This window comes from Streptomyces sp. NPDC015532, assembly GCF_043078065.1.
Classification (GTDB): Bacteria; Actinomycetota; Actinomycetes; order Streptomycetales; family Streptomycetaceae; genus Streptomyces.
Window position 1 is genome coordinate 1,163,224 of the sequence record NZ_JBIBSY010000001.1, and the last position, 20,060, is coordinate 1,183,283.

Below are 20,060 nucleotides of genomic sequence, written 5' to 3' on the forward strand. Positions count from 1 at the left end.
GGCGGACAAGTACCGGACCTCTGGATCCCCGGACCGTCGCGAGATCTCCGAGCCCTAGATCCCGAGCTGCCTCGCCTCGTGGAGCTTGGCGATCGCGTCCTTGTCGCCGTCCAGTTCGACGTCCGCCACGCCCTGCCGGCCGAACGCGAACATCAGCAGCTCCGAGGGCTCGCCGGTCACCGTCACCACCGGTGTTCCCTTGTTCAGCACCGTCGTCTGACCGTTCGGGCGGCGCAGGACCACACCCGTCGGAGCGCCGCGGCCCATCAGCCGGGCCGTTCGGTCCAGGCGCGACCACAGGGCCTCCTGGAACACCGCGTCCAGCTCGCGCGGTGTCCAGTCGGGCCGCGCGCGGCGCACGTCCTCGGTGTGGACGTAGAACTCCACCACGTTCGACGCCTCGTCCACCTGCTTGAGGGTGAACGGGGAGAACCGGGGCGGCCCCGTACGGATGAGCCGGATCAACTCCTCGTACGGCTTCTCGGCGAACTCCGCCATCACCCGCTCCAGACGGGGCGCGAGCTGCTTGACGACGAGACCGCCGGCGGCGTCGGGGCGGCGCTCGCGCACCACCACGTGCGCGGCGAGATCCCGGCTGGTCCAGCCCTCGCACAGGGTGGGGGCTTCCGGTCCCACTGCTTCCAACAGATCGGCCAGAAGGAGCCGTTCGCGCTTCGCATGGGTCGACATGTCAGCCAGCCTACGACCGGTCGGTCGCCCCGCCCAGTGGAGAGCGCGGCGCGTCCGGCCGGGTCCCGCCTGTGGACGGGCACGGAGGTCCGGCCTGTGGACAACGGCCGGGCGGGACCGTCCGGCGCGGCACAATGGCACCCATGACCAGCACGCCTCCCGCCAGCAGCCTGGACCCCGAGATCGCCGCCCGCCTCAAGCGCGGCGCCGACGGCCTCGTCCCCGCCATCGCCCAGCAGTACGACACCGGTGAGGTGCTGATGCTCGGCTGGATGGACGACGAGGCGCTGCACCGCACCCTCACCACGGGCCGCTGCACCTACTGGTCCCGCAGCCGCCAGGAGTACTGGGTCAAGGGCGACACCTCCGGCCACTTCCAGCACGTCAGGTCCGTAGCCCTGGACTGCGACGCCGACACCCTGCTGGTGCGCGTCGACCAGGTGGGCGCCGCCTGCCACACCGGGGACCGCACCTGCTTCGACGCCGACGTGCTGCTGAAGGACACCGGCGACAGGGCGGCGGGCGCCGATTCCGGCGCACCGGCCGGGAATCAGTAAGGTCAGCCGCCATGGACCTCGAGACGTTCCGCAAGCTGGCCACCGACCGCCGTGTCATCCCCGTCAGCCGCAAACTGCTCGCGGACGGCGACACGCCGGTCGCGCTCTACCGCAAGCTGGCCGCCGAGCGCCCCGGCACGTTCCTGCTCGAATCCGCGGAGAACGGCCGCACCTCCCTGTCCTGGTCGCGCTACTCCTTCGTGGGCGTCCGCTCCGCCGCGACCCTCACCGAGCGGGACGGACAGGCGCACTGGCTCGGCACCCCGCCCGTCGGCGTCCCCGTGGACGGCGACCCGCTCGCGGCCCTGCGCGCCACCATCGAGACGCTGCACACCCCGCAGGGCGAGGGACTGCCCCCGTTCACCGGCGGCATGGTCGGCTATCTGGGCTACGACATCGTGCGCCGCCTGGAGAAGATCGGCCCCGGCGAGCGGGACGACCTGAAGCTGCCCGAGCTGACCATGCTGCTCACCAGCGACCTGGCCGTCCTGGACCACTGGGACGGCTCGGTCCAGCTGATCGCCAACGCGATCAACCACAACGACCTGGACACCGGCGTCGACGAGGCGTACGCGGACGCCGTCGCCCGCCTCGACGCCATGGAGGCCGACCTCTCGCGCGCGGTGTCCCAGCCGCCCGCCGCGCTCCCGCCCTCCGAGCTCCCCGAGTACACCGCGCTCTGGGGCGGCCCCGACTTCCAGGACGCCGTCGAGGACATCAAGGAGCGCATCCGGGCCGGCGAGGCCTTCCAGGTCGTTCCCTCCCAGCGCTTCGAAACCCCCTGCACGGCCAGCGCGTTGGACGTCTACCGCGTCCTGCGCGCGACCAACCCCTCGCCGTACATGTACCTGTTCCGCTTCGACGGCTTCGACGTCGTCGGCTCCTCCCCGGAAGCCCTGGTCAAGGTCGAGGGCGGACAGGCCATGGTGCACCCCATCGCGGGCACCCGTCCGCGCGGCGCGACCGTCCAGGACGACCAGGCCCTCGCCGACGAGCTGCTCGCCGACCCCAAGGAGCGCGCCGAGCACCTCATGCTCGTCGACCTGGGACGCAACGACCTCGGACGGGTCTGCGAGCCCGGCTCCGTAGAGGTCGTCGACTTCATGTCCATCGAGCGGTACTCCCACGTGATGCACATCGTCTCCACCGTGACCGGCCGGGTCGCCGCGGGCCGTACGGCCTTCGACGTGCTCACCGCCTGCTTCCCCGCCGGAACCCTCTCCGGCGCGCCCAAGCCGCGTGCGATGCAGATCATCGACGAACTGGAGCCGTCCCGGCGCGGGTTGTACGGCGGCTGCGTCGGCTACCTCGACTTCGCCGGCGACTCCGACACCGCCATCGCCATCCGTACGGCCCTGCTGCGCGACGGCACGGCCTACGTCCAGGCCGGCGCCGGCATCGTCGCCGACTCGGTCCCGGCGGCGGAGGACGACGAGTGCCGCAACAAGGCGGCGGCGGTGCTGCGCGCCGTCCACACGGCGAACCGCCTCGGGCACTAGGTCGTGTCCGCAAAGTCGCGTCGTTCGCCCGGAGGCCGGGCAGGCGCGACTTTGCGGACACGGCCTGGGGCCTGTCCGACCATTCCCGTCGGACAGGGCCCTGGAGCTGGTCGTCTGGATCATGCGGCGGGGCCGGCCGGGGCCACCGGACCGGCTCGCGCGGTCCGGCGGCGGGCAGTTGGAGCAACGCCCGGCGCACGGTCCCGGCCCGTCCGGAGCCGTACGACTCGTGCGAACCGCGCCCGAATAGGACGAGGCTCACGTAACCCCGGATGACGGTTCGCCCGGGGTTCAGGCGATAGTGGGGTCTGTGACTGCTGTACCTCACCCCCGATCCGAAGCCGCGGGACCCGTCCGGTCCGGCCGCCGCAGCCTTGCCGTGACCCTCCTGAGCGGCGCGCTCGGCGCGGCCGTGGCCCTGCTGTCCACCCGGCAGAGCTGGGCGACGGGGACCGCGACCGTGGCCGGCGGAGCCTTCCCGCTGACCGCCAAGGGCAGTGACGTCACGGGTGTGCCCGCGGCGCTCGCGATAGTCGGCCTCGCCGCGCTCGTCGCCGTCTTCGCCGTCCGCCGCTCCGGCCGCCTCCTGGTCTCCGCGCTGCTCGCGCTCGCCGGCGCCGGCATCGTCGTCGCCTCCGTCCTCGGCGCGGGCGACAGCTCCGCCCTCGACGAGCAGGCCGCGGCCGCCTCCGGCAACACCGCCGCCGTCGCGGCCGGGATCGGCCACACCGTCTGGCCGTACGTGACCGCGGCGGCCGGCGCGCTCATCCTGCTGGCCGGGCTGCTCGCGCTGCGCCACGGCCGCTCCTGGCCCGCCATGTCCGGCCGCTACGAGCGGGACGGCAGGCCCCGGCCCCGCAAGGCCAAGCCGGTCGACCCGGACCGCCCCGAGGACCTCTGGAAGGCACTCGACCGCGGCGAGGACCCCACCGGCCCCGACCCGGCCGGGACGTAGGCCCGTCGCCCCGGGGTCCGGTGCCCCGGGCCCTTCGCCGTGACCCGGCCGGACCGGCACGCGAGGAGCGACCCCCGCGCTCACGGCGGTCCCGCGCGTACGGGACAATGGCCGGTGAGTGTCCGACTCACACACGCATACAGCAACGAGGAGCAAGTCATGGCGGGCAGCAGCCACGGTCACACCCCGGCCGCCTGGACCGGTGTCATCATCGCCTTCATCGGTTTCTGCGTCGCGGGTGCCTTCATGGTCAAGGCCGAACCGCTGGGCTTCTGGGCCGGCATGGTCGTCGTCGTCCTCGGCGGTGTCGTGGGCATGCTCATGCGGAGCATGGGCCTCGGTCAGCCGAAGGCCGCCCCGCACGCCGCGAACACGGCGCGCTCGACCGTGGGCGCCGACGCCTGACCCACTGAGGCTGTACGGAAGGCGGTCCCGGCACACCTGCCGGGGCCGCCTTCCGCGTACCCGGGCGAGCGCCCGGCCCGCGCGGGAGGCAGAATGCGTCGCGTGAACGCCGAAACCCGCAGGGTGACGCGGACCGGGCCCGACGCGGGCGCGGCGCGGCGACTGGCCGTTCCCGGCGCGCTGCTCGCGGCCGTCGCCGGGGCCTTCGCGTACGTCGGGGCCGTCGACCCCAATCAGCCCGGCCACTACCCCGTCTGCCCGCTGCTGCGTCTCACGGGCGTGTACTGCCCCGGCTGCGGCGGTCTGCGCAGCGCGCACGCCTTCGTGCACGGGGACCTCGCCACGGCGCTCACCGACAACGCGCTCGCCGTCGGCGGCTATCTGGCCTTCGCGGTGCTGTGGGCCGTCTGGGTGATCCGTGTGGTGCGCGGACGCCCGGTGCGGCTCGACCTCGGACCGGTCCACCTGTGGAGCCTGGGCGCGTTGACGCTGGTCTTCACCGTGGTCCGGAACCTGCCGTCCGGTGGCTGGCTGCGCCCTTGATCAAATGACAAATGTCCAGGTAATGGGACCGGCGTCAACCGGATGCGAGGGCTACGCCATCCTCCGGATACCATCGCAGTGACCCGACTTTTCCGTCAGAGACGGTTGGACCCGGGTCCGCTCGACCGCTTCAACCGTCCACCGCAGGGAAGGGGGCCGCTCGCGTGAGTGTGCTCGACGAGATCATCGACGGAGTCCGTGCCGACCTCGCGGAGCGGCAGGCGCGCGTCAGCCTCGACGAGCTCAAGGAGCGCGCGGCGAAGGCTCCGGCGGCCAAGGACGGCGTGGCCGCCCTGCGCGGCGACGGTGTCAAGGTCATCTGCGAGGTCAAGCGGTCCAGCCCGTCCAAGGGCGCGCTCGCCGCGATCGCCGACCCCGCCGCCCTGGCCGCCGACTACGAGGCGGGCGGCGCGGCCGTCATCTCCGTCCTCACCGAGCAGCGCCGCTTCGGCGGCTCGCTCGCGGACCTGGAGGCCGTCCGCGCCCGCGTGGACATCCCGGTGCTGCGCAAGGACTTCATCGTCACGTCGTACCAGCTGTGGGAGGCCCGCGCCTACGGCGCCGACCTGGCGCTGCTGATCGTCGCGGCCCTCGACCAGCCCGCCCTGGAGTCCCTCATCGAGCGCGCCGAGTCCATCGGGCTCACGCCGCTGGTCGAGGTGCACGACGAGGACGAGGTCGAGCGCGCGGTGGACGCCGGCGCCAAGATCATCGGTGTCAACGCGCGCAACCTGAAGACGCTGAAGGTCGACCGCACGACCTTCGAGCGGGTCGCCCCCGAGATCCCGGACCACCTCGTCAAGATCGCCGAGTCCGGTGTCCGCGGCCCCCACGACCTCATCGCGTACGCCAACGCGGGCGCCGACGCCGTCCTGGTCGGCGAGTCCCTCGTCACCGGCCGCGACCCGAAGACCGCCGTCTCCGACCTGGTCGCCGCGGGTGCCCACCCGGCCCTGCGGCACGGACGGGACTGACCTGCCGGTGTCCGCCCCGATCCTCGCCCCCGCCGTACCCCGTCCGGGCCCGTGCCCCGACGGTGTAGCGGCGCGCGCGGGGTCGGCCGTACCCCGTCCGGCCGAACAGGTTCGGGCTGCGCCGGGTCCGGCCGTGCCGGCTTCGGGTCCAACGGCGCCGGCCGTACCGGGTCCGGGAGGTCCGGTCCCGCCGTCGCGTGGTGGATCGCCCGTGGCGAGGGCGGACGGCGGGCACGCGTGCCCGCCCGGCACGCACCTCACCCTTCCCGGGAGCCCGTACGCCGAGCGTCCCTGTGCGCCGTCCGCCGCGGTGCTCCCGGTTCCTTCCGCGGCCCGTGACCCCTACGCCCGTCTCGCCCGCGGCTGCCGGCCGCGCGGCTGCCGGGCGCCGGCACGCCGCGTGCACGGGCGCCGGGTCCGTTACGTCATCGGCGACGAGCCGGGTCAGGTCAACGGCATGCGATGGCCCGAGCGCGTACGCGCGCTCACGCCCTCCCCGGTCCGGTCCACCTCACGGGTGCGCCGGGCCGAGTCCACCGCACACGTGGACCGGGCCGTATCCACCGCACACGTGGACGGGGCCGGGTCCCCGCCCTAGGTGGGCCGGGCCGCATCCACCCCGCACAGGGGACCGAGCCGGAATCCGGCACACCCCGGTCCTCGCGACGGTACGTCCGTCGGGTGCGCGGTCGGACCCGCGGCGGGGCGGGCGGAGTCACCGGCGAACGGGCCGGTGACCGTGGAGCGCGGGTATGTCCGGCTTCCGTGACCCTGTCCGATCCCGTAACCGGGGCTGTCGCCCCTGTGAGGTGTCCGCATGCCCAGCGAGTTCTTCATTCCCGACCCCGACGGTCAAGTCCCCAGCGCCGAGGGCTACTTCGGCGCGTACGGCGGCAAGTTCATCCCGGAGGCGCTCGTCGCCGCCGTGGACGAGGTCGCCGTCGAGTACGACAAGGCGAAGGCCGACCCCGAGTTCGCCCGCGAGCTCGACGACCTGCTCGTCCACTACACCGGACGCCCGAGCTCCCTCACCGAGGTGCCGCGCTTCGCCGAACACGCCGGCGGCGCGCGGATCTTCCTCAAGCGCGAGGACCTCAACCACACCGGCTCGCACAAGATCAACAACGTGCTCGGCCAGGCCCTGCTCACCCGGCGGATGGGCAAGACCCGGGTCATCGCCGAGACCGGTGCCGGCCAGCACGGCGTCGCCACGGCCACCGCCTGCGCGCTCTTCGGCCTCGAATGCACCATCTACATGGGCGAGATCGACACCCAGCGCCAGGCGCTGAACGTGGCCCGGATGCGCATGCTCGGCGCCGAGGTCATCGCGGTGAAGTCCGGCTCCCGCACCCTGAAGGACGCCATCAACGAGGCGTTCCGCGACTGGGTCGCCAACGTCGACCACACCCACTACCTCTTCGGGACCGTCGCCGGCCCGCACCCCTTCCCGGCCATGGTCCGCGACTTCCACCGCGTCATCGGCGTGGAGGCCCGCCGGCAGATCCTGGAGCGCGCCGGACGGCTGCCCGACGCCGCCGTCGCCTGTGTCGGCGGCGGCTCCAACGCCATCGGCCTCTTCCACGCCTTCATCCCCGACAGCGGCGTACGCCTGATCGGCTGCGAGCCCGCCGGACACGGCGTGGAGACCGGCGAGCACGCGGCGACCCTGACCGCGGGCGAGCCCGGCATCCTGCACGGATCACGGTCGTACGTCCTCCAGGACGAGGAGGGCCAGATCACCGAGCCCTACTCGATCTCGGCCGGACTCGACTACCCGGGCATCGGCCCCGAGCACTCCTACCTCAAGGACAGCGGCCGGGGCGAGTACCGCGCGGTCACCGACGACGCGGCGATGCAGGCCCTGCGGCTGCTCTCCCGCACCGAGGGCATCATCCCGGCCATCGAGAGCGCCCACGCGCTCGCCGGAGCCCTGGAGGTCGGCAAGGAGCTGGGCAAGGACGGACTCATCGTCATCAACCTGTCCGGCCGCGGCGACAAGGACATGGACACGGCGGCCCGCTACTTCGGCCTCTACGACAACGGCGTCGACGCGGTCGTCGCCGCGGACGCCGACACCGAGAACGCCGAGATCGAGGGGGACGCCAAGTGAGCGGCAACATCCGGCTGTTGAGCGACACCCTCGCCGGGGCGAAAGCGGAGGGGCGGTCCGCCCTCATCGCGTACCTGCCGGCCGGCTTCCCGACCGTCGACGGCGGCATCGCGGCCATCAAGGCCGTCTTCGACGGCGGCGCCGACGTCGTCGAGGTCGGGCTGCCGCACAGCGACCCCGTCCTCGACGGCCCCGTCATCCAGACCGCCGACGACATCGCCCTGCGCGGCGGCGTCAGGATCGCGGACGTGATGCGGACCGTCCGGGAGGCCTTCGCGGCCACCGGCAAGCCCGTCCTCGTGATGACGTACTGGAACCCCATCGACCGCTACGGCGTCGAGCGCTTCACGGCCGAGCTCGCCGAGGCGGGCGGCGCGGGCTGCATCCTGCCCGACCTGCCCGTCCAGGAGTCGGCGCTGTGGAGGGAGCACGCCGAGAAGCACGGCCTCGCGACCGTCTTCGTCGTCGCGCCCAGCAGCAAGGACGCCCGGCTCGCCGAGATCACCGCGGCGGGCAGCGGCTTCGTGTACGCGGCCTCGCTGATGGGGGTCACCGGAACCCGGGAGTCGGTCGGCAACCAGGCCCAGGACCTGGTGGCCCGTACGAAGGCCACCACCGAGCTGCCCGTCTGCGTCGGCCTCGGCGTCTCCAACGCCGGGCAGGCCGCCGAGGTGGCCGGCTTCGCCGACGGTGTGATCGTCGGCTCGGCGTTCGTGAAGCGGATGCTGGACGCGCCGGACGAGGCGGCCGGCCTCGAAGCCGTACGGGCACTCGCGGCCGACCTCGCGAAGGGCGTGCGCACGACGGCGTGACGCGGGGGAGCGGATCCGCGCGGACACGACCGGGCGGATCCGCTCCGACGCAACCGGGTGGATCGACACGGACACGACCTGGTGCGCGCGACGGGGCGATCCGGGCGCAACGGGCAATCCGCTCACCCGAACGAGTGGACCTTGGACCGGGGAGGCGCGCTGCGCCTCCCCGGTTCGTTCTGCCGGATGTGAGCGAGAAGAACCGTGACGGAAAGCGCACCGCCCGCGAGCGGCTGGCGGTCGAGCGAGAGAAGCAGAAAGCCGCGGACAAGCGCCGGCGGGCGCTGATCGTGGGGGCGTCGGTGATCTGCGTCCTCGGCCTGGCCGCCGTGATCGGCGTGGTGGCCGCCAACTCGGGCAAGGACAAGAAGAGCGACACGTCGGGTCCGGTCGTGTCGCCCTCGGGCGCCACCGGCAAGGACAGTCTCGCGATCCCCGTCGGCAAGGACGGCGCCAAGTCGACCCTCACGGTGTGGGAGGACTTCCGCTGCCCGGCCTGCCAGGCCTTCGAGACGGCCTACCGCCCGACGATCAAGGAGCTGACCGACTCCGGGCAGCTGAAGGTGGAGTACCACCTCGTCACCCTGATCGACGGGAACATGGGCGGCAGCGGCTCCCGCAAGGCCGCGAACGCCGCGGCGTGCGCCCAGGACGCCGGGAAGTTCCGCGAGTACCACGACGTGCTGTACGAGAACCAGCCCAAGGAGACGGACGACGCCTTCGCCGACAACGCCAAACTCATCGAGCTCGCCGGCAAGGTCGACGGCCTGGACACCCCGGCCTTCCGCGGTTGTGTCAACGACGGCACCCACGACAGCTGGGTCCAGAAGTCGAACGCCGCGTTCCAGGCCGGCGGCTTCTCGGGCACCCCGACCGTGCTCCTGGGCGGCAAGAACATCTACGCGGACCAGTCGATGACCCCCGCCAAGCTCAAGCAGATGGTGCAGGCGGCCAACAAGGGCTGAGCCGCTTCCGGGCGCTGTGGTGTCCCCGCCTTCCACGGGCCGGGGGCACCGCACGTTATGGACCCGTTGCGGGGCCGCCCGCCGTGGGCGGCGTCCGGCACGGTAGCGTCGACCTTGCCATGGAACTTGCCTACATTCCCAGCCCGTCGCACGGTGTGCTGCACCTCGGCCCCATTCCGCTGCGCGGCTACGCGTTCTGCATCATCATCGGCGTCTTCCTTGCCGTCTGGCTCGGGAACAAGCGCTGGATCGCCCGTGGAGGGCGGGCCGGCACGGTGGCCGACATCGCGGTCTGGGCCGTGCCCTTCGGCCTCGTCGGCGGCCGGCTCTACCACGTGATCACGGACTACGAGCTGTATTTCAGCGAGGGCCGTGACTGGGTGGACGCCTTCAAGATCTGGCAGGGCGGGCTCGGCATCTGGGGCGCCATCGCCCTCGGTGCGCTGGGCGCCTGGATCGGGTGCCGCCGTCGCGGTATCCCGCTGCCCGCCTGGGCCGACGCCGTGGCCCCCGGTATCGCCTTCGCCCAGGCGTGCGGGCGCTGGGGCAACTGGTTCAACCAGGAGCTGTACGGCAGGGCCACGGACGTTCCGTGGGCGCTGCACATCACGTCCTCCACGGACGGACGCGTTCCCGGCAACTACCACCCGACCTTCCTGTACGAGTCCCTGTGGTGCGTCGGCGTCGGATTCCTGGTGATCTGGGCCGACCGCCGCTTCAAGCTCGGCCACGGGCGCGCCTTCGCCCTGTACGTCGCCGCCTACTGCGTCGGCCGCGGCTGGATCGAGTACATGCGCGTCGACGACGCCCACCACATCCTGGGCCTGCGTCTCAACGACTGGACCGCGATGGTGGTCTTCGTCCTCGCGGTGGTCTACATCGTGATCTCGTCCCGGCTGCGTCCGGGCCGGGAGGAGATCGTGGAGCCCCGCGCCGACGAGGACGCGCCCGCCGAGGGCGACGAGTCGGTTGCCACCGAGGGCGCGGTGGACAAGTCCGAGGGCACGTCCGACGCCGGGACCGCCGGCAAGGGCGACGCCGAGGGTAAGGACAAGGCCGAGGCCAAGGGCAAGGACGAGGACAAGGCCGAGGGCGGGACGGGCGACGGCTCGGTCGATCTCGGCAAGGAGAGCGTCAGCGAGTCCACGGCGACCGCCGACTCCGCCACGACCGCGGACTCCGCCGGACCCGCTTCCGCGCCGGAGTCCGAGGAGGACCCCGAGGACGGTTCCGGGTCCGTGGCGCGGGACGAGGCCGGATCGGCCAAGAAGGGCTGATTTCTCCCTGTACACGCCAAGGGGGCGCCGCGTCCGGGACGCGGCGCCCCCTTCGTGTCGCCCGGGCCGTGGGCTCAGGCCAGGCGCTGGGCGAGGGCGAGGACGCGGCGGGCGCCCGTGACCACCGCCGCGTCGATGAAACGGCCGTCCGGCAGGGCCTGCGCGCCCGGATCGGTCACGGCCGCCCGGATGACGGCCTCGGCGGAATCGACCTCGGCCGGGGTGGGGAGGTAGGCCCGCTCGATGATGGGGAGCTGGCGGGGGTGGATCGCCGCGCGCCCCAGGAAGCCGAGGGCACGGCCGCGCGCGCAGGACGAGGCCAGGCCCTCCACATCGCGGATGTCGGGGAACACCGACTGGGCGGGCGGCGGCAGCCCCGCCGCCCGCGCGGCCACGACCAGACGGGCCCGGGACCAGTCGAGGCCCGTGTCGTCCCGGACGCCGAGATCGGCCCGCAGATCGCTCTCGCCGAGCGAGACACCGCGCAGGGCGCGATGGGACGAGGCGATCGAGTAGGCCTGTTCGATGCCCAGGGCCGTCTCCAGCAGGGCGTAGAGCGGGATCGTGCCGCCCTCCGCCGGGGTCGCGCTCTCCGCCACCCGTACGACGTCGGAGCGCGAGGTCACCTTCGGCAGCCGCAGGCCGGACAGGCCGCGCAGCGGCGAGAGCGTCTTCAGGTCGGCGTCGCAGAAGGGACCGTCGAGGGCGTTGACCCGGACGTGCACCGGGACGGGCGGCGCGTCGGCGAGCAGGTCGGCGGTGGCGGACCGGGCGTACTCCTTGCGGTGCGGCGCGACCGCGTCCTCCAGGTCGACGAGGACGACGTCCGCGCCGGAGACCAGAGCCTTGGCCACCACCTCGGGACGGTCCCCCGGCGCGTACAGCCAGGTCAGCGGCAGGAGATCCGTGGTCACAGCGCCCCCTCCGCCCTCAGTTCCCGGATCTCGGTCGCCGTCAGGCCGAGTTCACCGAGGACGGCGTCGGTGTCCGCGCCGTGCGGGCGGCCCGCCCAGTGGATCGCACCGGGTGTGGCGGAGAGCCGGAAGAGGACGTTCTGCATGCGCAGCGGACCCAGTTCGGGGTCGTCGACGCTGGTGACCGTGTCCAGGGCCAGGTACTGGGGGTCGCTCATGACGTCCCGGACGTCCTGGACGGGCGCGATCGCCGCCTCGGCCTTCTCGAAGGCGGCGAGGACCTCGTCCCGGGTGCGTTCGGCGATCCACGCGCCCACCGCGCCGTCCAGGACGTCGGCGTGGCGTGCCCGGTCCGCACCGGTCGCGAACCACGGTTCGTCGATCACGTCGGGGCGGCCGACCAGCCGCATCACCCGCTCGGCGATCGACTGCGCCGAGGTCGAGACCGCGACCCAGGAGCCGTCCGCCGTGCGGTAGGTGTTGCGGGGCGCGTTGTTCGCCGAGCGGTTGCCGGTGCGGGGCTGCACATGGCCGAGCTGGTCGTACCAGATCGGCTGCGGGCCGAGGACGGTCAGGATCGGCTCGATGATCGCCATGTCGATCACCTGGCCCTCGCCGGTGCGGTCGCGGGCCCTGAGCGCGGTCAGCACGGCGTACGCGGTCGCGAGGCCGGCGATCGAGTCGGCCAGGCCGAACGGCGGGAGGGTCGGCGGCGCGTCCGGCTCGCCGGTGATCGCGGCGAAGCCGCTCATCGCCTCCGCGAGCGTGCCGAAGCCGGGGCGGTGCGCGTACGGGCCGAACTGGCCGAAGGCGGTGACCCGGGCGAGGATCAGCCGCGGGTTGGCCGCGGACAGCTCCGCCCAGCCGAGATCCCACTTCTCCAGGGTGCCGGGACGGAAGTTCTCGATGATCACGTCGGTTTCGGCGGCGAGCCGGAGCAGCGTCGCGCGGCCGCCGCGTTTGGACAGGTCGAGGGTGATGGTGCGCTTGTTGCGGCCGAGGAGCTTCCACCACAGGCCGATGCCGTCCTTCGACGGGCCGTGTCCCCGGGACGGGTCGGGCTGGGAGGGGTGTTCGACCTTGACGACCTCCGCGCCGAAGTCGCCGAGCAGGGTGGCGGCGAGCGGCCCGGCGAACAGGGTCGCGAGGTCGAGGACGCGCAGGCCGTCGAGGGAGCCGCCCTCGCTGGGCCCGTTCACGCTGGGCCCGTTCACGCGCCGGCCTGGGTGTCGATCTCGGAGCGGTAGGGCATCGAGGACGTCGCCCCGTGCCGCTGCACGGACACCGAGGCGGCCGCCGACGCCCACACCATGGCCTCCGACATCTCCCGGCCCTCGGCGAGCGCCACCGCCAGGGTGCCGACGAAGGTGTCGCCGGCCGCGGTGGTGTCGACGGCGGTCACCTTGGGGGCGGGCACCGTGATGGGTGCGGCGCCCCGGGCCGCGTACAGGCTGCCCTCCGCGCCCAGTGTGACGACGACCTCGGGGACCTGTTCGAGCAGGGCCGCGGCGGCTCCGCGTGGGTCGGTGAAGCCGGTGAGCGCGGCGGCCTCGTGCTGGTTGGGCACCAACAGGTCGATGGTGGAAAGGAGTTGGGGCGACAGGAACTGCGCGGGGGCCGGGGTCAGGATCGTACGGACTCCGTGTCTGCGTGCCGCCTCCGCGCCGGCGAGCACGGCTTCCAGCGGGATTTCGAGCTGGAGGAGGAGCACGTCGGCGCTGGCGATGAGGCCCTCGTCGCCGGGGGCCAGGGAGGTGACGGTGCCGTTGGCGCCGGGGATGACGACGATGGCGTTCCCGCCCTCGTCGTCCACCACGATGTGAGCCGTGCCCGAGGGGCCCTCGGTGGTGCGCAGATGGTCGGTGTTCACGCCGAAGTGCTCCAGCGTGGAGCGGAGTTGGCTGCCGAAGGAGTCGGCGCCCACCGCGCCGACCAGGGAGACGTCGGCGCCCGCGTGCGCGGCGGCCACCGCCTGGTTCGCGCCCTTGCCGCCGGGGATCGTACGGAACTCCCGTCCCGTCACGGTCTCTCCGCGCTGCGGGGCTTTGGCGACATACGCGACGAGGTCCATGTTCGTGCTGCCGAGCACGGCGATATGGGTCATGGGCGAACGGTCTCCCGTTGTGTGAGGTGGGCGAGGGCGTCGAAGCCGATGCCGTCGAAGTCGGCGACGGAGGTGGCGAGCCGGTTCTTGAGGGGGCCCGTGAAGCGGTCGGGCAGGGCGGCGGGGTCGCCGGTGAGCAGGCCGGCGATGCTTCCGGCGGTCGCGCCGTTGGAGTCGGTGTCCAGGCCGCCGGACACCGCCCGGCAGACGGAGCCGCCGAAGTCGCCGTCCGCGTGGGTGAGGGCGGCGGCGATCAGCGCGGTGTTGGGGACGGCGTGGACCCAGTGGCAGTCGCGGTGGACGGAGTGCAGTTCGTCGACGACCGCGTCGAAGTCCGGTGTCGTACGGGCCAGTCCGACGGCGTGGCGGACCGCTCGGGCCAGCCGGGAGCCGGGCGGGACGACCCTCAGTCCGGTGCGCAGACAGGCGTGGACGTCACGGGTCGCGCCGGCCGCCTCGGCGATGGCGGCGGCCGTGAACATCGCCGCGTAGACGCCGTTGGCCGTGTGGGTCAGGGCCGCGTCGCGGTACGCCTGTTCGGCGGCCCCCGCCGGGTCGCCCGGGTTGGTCCAGCCGTGCACGTCCGCGCGGATCAGGGCGCCGATCCACTCGCGGAACGGGTTGTGCCGGCGGGCGGTGTCCGGGGGCTCGACCCCGTCGAGGAGGTTGCGGTAGGCGACGCGTTCCGCGGTGAAGACGCGGCCGGCGGGGAGTTCGTCGAGCCAGAGGCGGGCCACGTCCGCGGTGGTGAAGTCCCGGCCGTACCGCTGGAGCAACAGGAGGTTCAGCAGCGGGTAGTTGAGGTCGTCGTCCTCCGGCATGCCGTCGATGTTCTCGGCCAGGGAGGTGGCGGCGGAGCGCCGGTTCCAGGGGTGGGCCTCCAGCAGGTCCCCGGGGACGCCCCGGGCGGTGAACCAGGTGTGCAGGGGCCAGTTGCCGCAGGCTCGCGCGAGGGCCCTGATCGCTTCGAGGGGGAGCTTCTCCACGGGTTTGCCGAGCAGGCAGCCCACGGCCCGGCCGATCCAGGCCGCTTCCAGGCGGGCCCGGCCGGGAGCGGGCACGGGCGCGTACCGAGGGGGCGGCCAGTCGGGGCACCGGTCCTTGATCAGCACCAGATCCGTCGGTTCGTCGTCCGCCGGACCGCCCGGCAGGGCGTCGAGTTCGTCGAGGAGCCGGGCCGCCAGCCGGCGCAGGGACGGCGAGGCCGGGGCCGCCGACGCGCCCGCGCGCAGCGGGGCGGGCCGCCCGCCCGCCGCGTACCAGCGGGCGGCGACGCGGGACGGGTCCCGGCCGTCCTGCACGGCCTGGTGGAGTTCGTGCCCGAGGAGGTCCTCGGGCTGGACCCAGGTCAGCCGGAGCACGGTGTGCCCGCCAGCGCGGCGTACGCCGCCTCGTGGGCCCGGCGGCGGTGGACGTCACGGTCGAAGATCTCCCGGGTCACCTCGGCGAGCGTACGCGCCGGGGCGTCCAGGTCGAGGCGGCTGGACTCGGCCACGGTCTTGGCCCAGTCGTGCGGGACCTCGCCGCCGAGCGCGCCGGCGAGGGCTCCGGCCATGGTGGCGATGGAGTCGCAGTCGCGGCCGTAGTTGACCGAGCCGAGGACCGCGTGCCGGAAGTCGCCGCCCGACACCAGCAACATGCCGAGCGCGACGGGGAGTTCCTCGATGGAGTGGAGCCGGGAGGGCCGCCGGGCACCGAGCGAGGGGGAGCGGTAGTCGGGGCCGACCGTGTCGAAGGGGGCCACCGCCCGGCGCAGCGGGACGAGGGCCGACTCGAAGTCCGTGTGCCGCGCGGCGACTTCGCAGACCGCCTCGACGGCGGCGCGGGTGCCGTCCTTGGCCAGCGACAGGCAGGCGGCGACGACCGAGGCGGGGGTCGCGCCGGGGGAGCAGGCCGCCGCCACGGCCGCCGCGAAGACGCCCGCGGCCTCGCGGCCGTACGAGGACTGGTGGGCGCCCGCGATGTCGAGGGCCTCGGCGTACGCGCCCGCCGGGTTCGCCGCGTTGACGAGTCCGACCGGGGCCATGTACATCGCCGCACCGCAGTTCACGATGTTGCCGGAGCCGGCCTCCCGGGGGTCCACATGGCCGTAGTGCAGGCGGGCGACCAGCCACTTCTCGGCGAGGAAGATCCGCTGGAGCGGGAGCGCCTCGGCCTCCAGTTCCGGGATCCAGCGGGGGGTCGTCATCAGGTCGGGGACGAGGTGCTCGGCGACCGCGTAGGCGTCGAGGTGGTCGCGGACCTCCGCGTACACCCGTACCAGCGCATGGGTCATCAGGGTGTCGTCGGTGACGTGCCCGTCGCCCTTGTGGTACGGGGCGATGGGGCGGGCGGTGGGCCAGGCGTCCCCGTTCCAGGGGCCGACGACGCCGTGCACGCGGCCGCCGTGGCGTTCGGCGATCTGCTCGGGGGAGTACCCCTCGACGGGGCCGCCGAGGGCGTCGCCGACGGCGGCTCCGACGAGGGCTCCGGTGATCCGTTCGTCGAGGGTTCCCGTTCCTTCTCCTTTGGGCGTCATGCCCGAATCATCCCTCTGGGGCCGCCAGTTCCGGGGAATCGCGCGGGTCGGCGAGTCCCGTCGCCTCCAGGAGTTCGGCGAGCCCGATGAGATCCGTCCCCGTCAGGCGGGGCAGCGCGCAGCCGGACAGGGTGCGGCAGGCGTCCCGCCAGGAGGCGGGGATCGCGGCGGCGCCGCCGAGCGCCCCGGTGAGCGCACCGGCCAGGGCGGGGGCCGAGTCGGCGACCCGGGACAGACAGGCGGCGGCCGGTACGGCCTCGGCGATCCGGCCGCGCGCGGCCAGCGCCAGGGCCAGGGCGACGGGTACGGTCTCGGCGGCCGCGATCCCGTAGCTGTAGACGTGGTCGACGATCTGGTGCTCCAGCAGCGGGACCAGGGCGAAGGTGCTCTCGCTGTCGTGGGCCAGCTTCAGGGCGTGCCGGGTGTTGCGGCCGATCTCCGTGGCGGCGGGCAGTTCGGCCAGGGCCGCCTCCACACAGGCGCCGACGTCGTGCCCGGCGAGGGCGAGCGCCACGGCGGCGGCCATGGCGCGGGCGCCGTGCACCCCGTCGCCGTCCTGGGTGTAGCGGGCGTCGAACTCGGCGAGTTCCGCGGCGAGTCGGGGGTCTCCCGGGTGCGCCACGGCCAGGACGCAGGCCCGTACGCAGGCCGCGTCGTCGAAGTAGTGCGGGTTGTCGTGGCCGGTGGCGGGCGGGCGCAGACCGGTGGCGAGGTTGCCGAGTCCGGCGCGCACCGAGATCCGGGCGCGCAGCGGGAGCAGGGCGGACTCGACCTCGGGGGCGCGGTCCGCGGCGGCGGCCACCTCACTGGCGACGGCGTTCCAGGACAGGTCGATGGACGCGCGCATCCTGCGCCCGAGGCTCAGGTCGCCGAGCGCGGTGGTCTCCCCGGCCCGCAGGACGGCCTCCGCCGCGAACGCCGCCCACTCGGCGTCGTCCGAGGGACCGAGCCGCAGCGGCTCGGGGGGCTGGTTCAGCGCGATCGGCACGGGCAGGGTCGTCGTCGCGTTCTGCTCCGCGAAGGTGTCCAGCTCGCGGGTCAGCCGCCGGGTCCATTCGGGCATCCGCGCGGCCCGGTGGCGGGCGGCGGGCCAGCCCGCGGCATCCCCGGAGGCCAGTCCGAGCAGCAGCCCTTCGATCCGCCGCAGCCCCGGTTCCCCGGGCACCCCGGCCGGTGAGTTCCCGGCCTCCCGGACCGCTGGGGCGGCTGAGGCGGAGGCGCCCGGCACGGAGGCGTCCGGCTCCGCGGCCCGGCGCTCCGCCGTGTCGCTCCCTCCGAGCAGCGCCCCGGCCCGGACGGCACCGGCGAGGACACCACCGGCGACAGCGGCGGCCTTCGCCCCGGCGGCGAGCACCACGGGCTCCGCCCGCGCGCCGGGTGGCGCGGGCCGCGCTTCCGCGGTGGGCGGGGTGTCGTGCGGGGGTGTCGCCGGTGCCGCGCTCTCGCCCGGTGCCGGTGCGGACTCGTCTCCGAACGGGCCGGGGCTCATGACCCCGCCTCGTCGTCGTCACGGCCGGCGGACGGGCGTCTGTCCGCGTCCGCCGCCTGGACCGCGTACCCGGTTTCCGGGGTGGGCGGTACGCGGCCGACGGCGCCCCACTTCTCCTCGTGCTCCGGGGTCAGCAACTCCGCCACGTCCAGGATGTGGTGGCCCTCCATGGAGGGGAGGCAGCTCCCGCGGGCCGGTCCGATGGCGGCCGCCCACTCGGCCGGGATCGAGGACACGCCCCGGGAGGCGCCCGCCAGCGCCCCGGCCACCGCGGCCGTCGTGTCGGCGTCGCGCCCCATGTTCACCGCGGTGAGGACCGACTCCGTGAACGCCCCGTCCGCCGCCGCGTAGGCGCCGAAGGCGAGGGCCACGGCCTCGGGGGCCAGGTCGGTCCACGGGTAGCCGCCGATCACCACGGCGGAGCGCACCGCGCGTTCGCCCCGGTGCGCCACCGCGACCGCGCGCCGCAGCGACCGGGCCGTCCAGGAGTCGTCCGGGACGACGGCCAGGGCGGAGGCGACGACCGTGGCGGTGGAGGCCCCCGCCATCGCGGCGGCGACCCCGGCCGCGACCGCCTGCCCGCCGTAGATGCCCTCGCCCTCGTGGCTCACCGAGCCGTCGATCGCCACGAGCCGGGCCGCCTCGGCGGGCCGGCCGGCCGCGAAGACGCCGAAGGGCGCCGCCCGCATGGCCAGACCGTCGCTCCAGGCGTGCCGGTGCTGGGCGGAGATGGGCGCCGCGAGCCCCCTGCGCAGGTTCTCCAGCGTGCCGCGCTCACTGAACCCGGCGCCGCGGAACGGCCCCTCGTCGCGGTCCGCGATCCACTGGTGCCAGGCCGATTCGACGTGCGCCACGGTCAGTGCCGAGCCGTGCCGGGCCAGCAGCAGCCCCGAGAAGATCGCGTACTCGGTGTCGTCGGTCCCGGCCGGATGCTCGGCGACGTACCCGGTGATCCGGCCCCATCGGGCGCGGATCTCCGACGGCTTCATGTTCTCGGCGGGCGCGCCCAGCGCGTCCCCGACGGCGAGTCCGAGCAGCGCGCCGCGTGCCCGGTCGCGGAGACCGGCGGCGCTCCCGGGCGCCGGGGCCGAGGGAATGCAGGCGGTGGAAGCCATACGTGCCTCTCTCTCAGGGTCCTGCCGGCGCGCGGAATGCGGCGCGCGGAACCCTTTGCGGATCTGTGCCACGTTGGCGGTTGACAGGAGCGTCACGGGCTCCACTGTCACCCGGTCGACATATGTGCATGACATGCCACGGATGAGCGTCGAGAGGTAAAAGCGCAGGTTAGCCCAGCCTTTCCTTGCTGGCGGCGGGGAATTTAACGGCGTACTTTCATAGTTGTCGAAAAGTGGAAGCTGTCCAATCAAGCACTCTGGGGGACCGGTATGGCGATCATCGAGACCGAGGCGGCGCTGCATGTGGCGCACCGCGACAACCACACCCACCGCGATGTCAACGGCGGGTGGCTGCGCCCCGCCGTGTTCGGCGCGATGGACGGTCTGGTGTCCAACCTCGCCCTGATGACCGGTGTCGCCGGCGGGTCCGTGTCCCAGCAGACGATCGTCATCACCGGGCTCGCGGGCCTCGCCGCCGGAGCCTTCTCCATGGCCGCGGGCGAGTACACCTCCGTCGCCTCGCAGCGCGAGCTCGTCGAGGCGGAGCTCGCTGTCGAGCGGCGCGAGCTGCGCAAGCACCCCAAGGACGAGGAGCGCGAGCTGGCCGCGCTCTACGAGGCCCGCGGCGTCGAGGCCCCCCTGGCCCGCGAGGTCGCCCGGCAGCTCTCCCGTGACCCGGAGCAGGCCCTGGAGATCCACGCCCGCGAGGAACTCGGCATCGACCCCGGCGACCTTCCCTCTCCCACCGTCGCCGCCGTGTCCAGTTTCGGCTCGTTCGCGCTCGGCGCCCTCCTGCCCGTCCTGCCGTATCTGCTGGGCGCGACGGTGCTGTGGCCGGCGCTGCTGCTCGCCATGATCGGGCTCTTCGCGTGCGGTGCCGTCGTGGCCAAGGTGACCGCGCGGTCCTGGTGGTTCAGCGGACTGCGGCAGCTCGCTCTCGGTGGTGCCGCCGCGGGTGTGACGTACGCCCTGGGCAGTTTGTTCGGCGCGGCCGTAGGATGAGGCCTCGATCACTTATGCGAGGGACCGCATAAGTAGTTGTTACCCGGCGGTTTCGATTCCGTGGCCACTGGGAATGAGCCGTAAGCGCCGCGGGCAATGACGCCCGCGCCGCATCTCTCGCGGCGGATCAC

19 protein-coding genes and 1 pseudogene are annotated in these 20,060 nt (G+C 73.6%); 12 read left to right on the plus strand and 8 right to left on the minus strand.

Features of this window, described 5'->3' with window-relative positions; translation table 11 throughout:
* Positions 1-54 precede the first annotated feature (54 nt).
* Positions 55-690 carry a TIGR03085 family metal-binding protein gene (locus ACF07B_RS04930; RefSeq protein ID WP_384239541.1) on the minus strand — a complete coding sequence of 212 codons (636 nt, stop codon included), beginning with the start codon at positions 688-690 and terminating at the stop codon, positions 55-57.
* 143 nt (positions 691-833) lie between these two features.
* On the opposite strand from ACF07B_RS04930, the gene hisI reads away from it, so the two are divergent.
* From hisI to lgt, 11 genes and pseudogenes are all read left to right on the plus strand, one after another.
* Positions 834-1,247 carry a phosphoribosyl-AMP cyclohydrolase gene (hisI, locus tag ACF07B_RS04935; protein ID WP_362404127.1) on the plus strand — a complete coding sequence of 138 codons (414 nt, stop codon included), beginning with the start codon at positions 834-836 and terminating at the stop codon, positions 1,245-1,247.
* A gap of 11 nt (positions 1,248-1,258) precedes the next feature.
* The gene (locus tag ACF07B_RS04940) at positions 1,259-2,746 is read left to right on the plus strand and encodes an anthranilate synthase component I (RefSeq protein ID WP_362404124.1); all 1,488 of its coding nucleotides are present in this window, start codon (positions 1,259-1,261) and stop codon (positions 2,744-2,746) included.
* A gap of 301 nt (positions 2,747-3,047) precedes the next feature.
* Positions 3,048-3,701 carry a TIGR02234 family membrane protein gene (locus tag ACF07B_RS04945; RefSeq protein ID WP_369485764.1) on the plus strand — a complete coding sequence of 218 codons (654 nt, stop codon included), beginning with the start codon at positions 3,048-3,050 and terminating at the stop codon, positions 3,699-3,701.
* A gap of 159 nt (positions 3,702-3,860) precedes the next feature.
* Positions 3,861-4,106 (plus strand): HGxxPAAW family protein, encoded by a 246-nt coding sequence (locus tag ACF07B_RS04950; RefSeq protein ID WP_362404119.1) that lies wholly within the window; start codon positions 3,861-3,863, stop codon positions 4,104-4,106.
* A gap of 93 nt (positions 4,107-4,199) precedes the next feature.
* Positions 4,200-4,649, plus strand: coding sequence for a DUF2752 domain-containing protein (locus ACF07B_RS04955; protein ID WP_392177745.1), 450 nt, complete (start codon positions 4,200-4,202; stop codon positions 4,647-4,649).
* A gap of 164 nt (positions 4,650-4,813) precedes the next feature.
* Positions 4,814-5,623, plus strand: coding sequence for an indole-3-glycerol phosphate synthase TrpC (gene trpC, locus ACF07B_RS04960; RefSeq protein WP_356465822.1), 810 nt, complete (start codon positions 4,814-4,816; stop codon positions 5,621-5,623).
* Positions 5,624-5,933: 310 nt separating this feature from the next.
* Positions 5,934-6,089: pseudogene (gene trpM / locus ACF07B_RS04965) on the plus strand (tryptophan biosynthesis modulator TrpM); the annotation flags it as partial.
* 351 nt (positions 6,090-6,440) lie between these two features.
* A complete protein-coding gene (trpB, locus tag ACF07B_RS04970; RefSeq protein WP_384239546.1) occupies positions 6,441-7,733 on the plus strand; it encodes a tryptophan synthase subunit beta in 1,293 nt (430 codons plus the stop codon).
* Positions 7,730-8,545, plus strand: a complete 816-nt coding sequence (gene trpA / locus ACF07B_RS04975; RefSeq protein WP_369485767.1) for a tryptophan synthase subunit alpha — start codon at positions 7,730-7,732, stop codon at positions 8,543-8,545. The genes trpB and trpA overlap by 4 nt, the downstream gene beginning before the upstream one ends.
* Before the next feature lie 188 nt (positions 8,546-8,733).
* On the plus strand, positions 8,734-9,510 hold the full coding sequence (locus ACF07B_RS04980; RefSeq protein WP_392177746.1) for a DsbA family protein: 777 nt from the start codon (positions 8,734-8,736) through the stop codon (positions 9,508-9,510).
* A 119-nt stretch (positions 9,511-9,629) separates the two neighbouring features.
* The gene (gene lgt / locus ACF07B_RS04985) at positions 9,630-10,787 is read left to right on the plus strand and encodes a prolipoprotein diacylglyceryl transferase (RefSeq protein WP_392177747.1); all 1,158 of its coding nucleotides are present in this window, start codon (positions 9,630-9,632) and stop codon (positions 10,785-10,787) included.
* 74 nt (positions 10,788-10,861) lie between these two features.
* Here lgt and ACF07B_RS04990 read toward each other — a convergent pair whose 3' ends face one another.
* The 7 genes from ACF07B_RS04990 to ACF07B_RS05020 are packed head-to-tail and all read right to left on the minus strand — an operon-like array spanning position 10,862 to position 18,927.
* A complete protein-coding gene (locus tag ACF07B_RS04990; protein ID WP_369485770.1) occupies positions 10,862-11,701 on the minus strand; it encodes a CoA ester lyase in 840 nt (279 codons plus the stop codon).
* Complete coding sequence (locus ACF07B_RS04995; protein WP_392177748.1) at positions 11,698-12,900, minus strand: CaiB/BaiF CoA transferase family protein; 1,203 nt, start codon at positions 12,898-12,900, stop codon at positions 11,698-11,700. The genes ACF07B_RS04990 and ACF07B_RS04995 overlap by 4 nt, the downstream gene beginning before the upstream one ends.
* Before the next feature lie 11 nt (positions 12,901-12,911).
* Positions 12,912-13,805, minus strand: a complete 894-nt coding sequence (gene rbsK, locus ACF07B_RS05000) for a ribokinase (protein ID WP_392177749.1) — start codon at positions 13,803-13,805, stop codon at positions 12,912-12,914.
* The gene (locus tag ACF07B_RS05005; protein ID WP_384240802.1) at positions 13,802-15,166 is read right to left on the minus strand and encodes an ADP-ribosylglycohydrolase family protein; all 1,365 of its coding nucleotides are present in this window, start codon (positions 15,164-15,166) and stop codon (positions 13,802-13,804) included. Before ACF07B_RS05005 ends, rbsK begins: the two co-directional genes overlap by 4 nt.
* Positions 15,154-16,323, minus strand: a complete 1,170-nt coding sequence (locus tag ACF07B_RS05010; RefSeq protein ID WP_392177750.1) for an ADP-ribosylglycohydrolase family protein — start codon at positions 16,321-16,323, stop codon at positions 15,154-15,156. Before ACF07B_RS05010 ends, ACF07B_RS05005 begins: the two co-directional genes overlap by 13 nt.
* A gap of 7 nt (positions 16,324-16,330) precedes the next feature.
* Positions 16,331-17,812 (minus strand): ADP-ribosylglycohydrolase family protein, encoded by a 1,482-nt coding sequence (locus ACF07B_RS05015; protein WP_392177751.1) that lies wholly within the window; start codon positions 17,810-17,812, stop codon positions 16,331-16,333.
* Positions 17,809-18,927, minus strand: a complete 1,119-nt coding sequence (locus ACF07B_RS05020) for an ADP-ribosylglycohydrolase family protein (protein ID WP_392177752.1) — start codon at positions 18,925-18,927, stop codon at positions 17,809-17,811. The genes ACF07B_RS05015 and ACF07B_RS05020 overlap by 4 nt, the downstream gene beginning before the upstream one ends.
* 270 nt (positions 18,928-19,197) lie before the next feature.
* On the opposite strand from ACF07B_RS05020, the gene ACF07B_RS05025 reads away from it, so the two are divergent.
* Positions 19,198-19,929 carry a VIT1/CCC1 transporter family protein gene (locus ACF07B_RS05025; protein WP_392177753.1) on the plus strand — a complete coding sequence of 244 codons (732 nt, stop codon included), beginning with the start codon at positions 19,198-19,200 and terminating at the stop codon, positions 19,927-19,929.
* Positions 19,930-20,060: the final 131 nt, after the last annotated feature.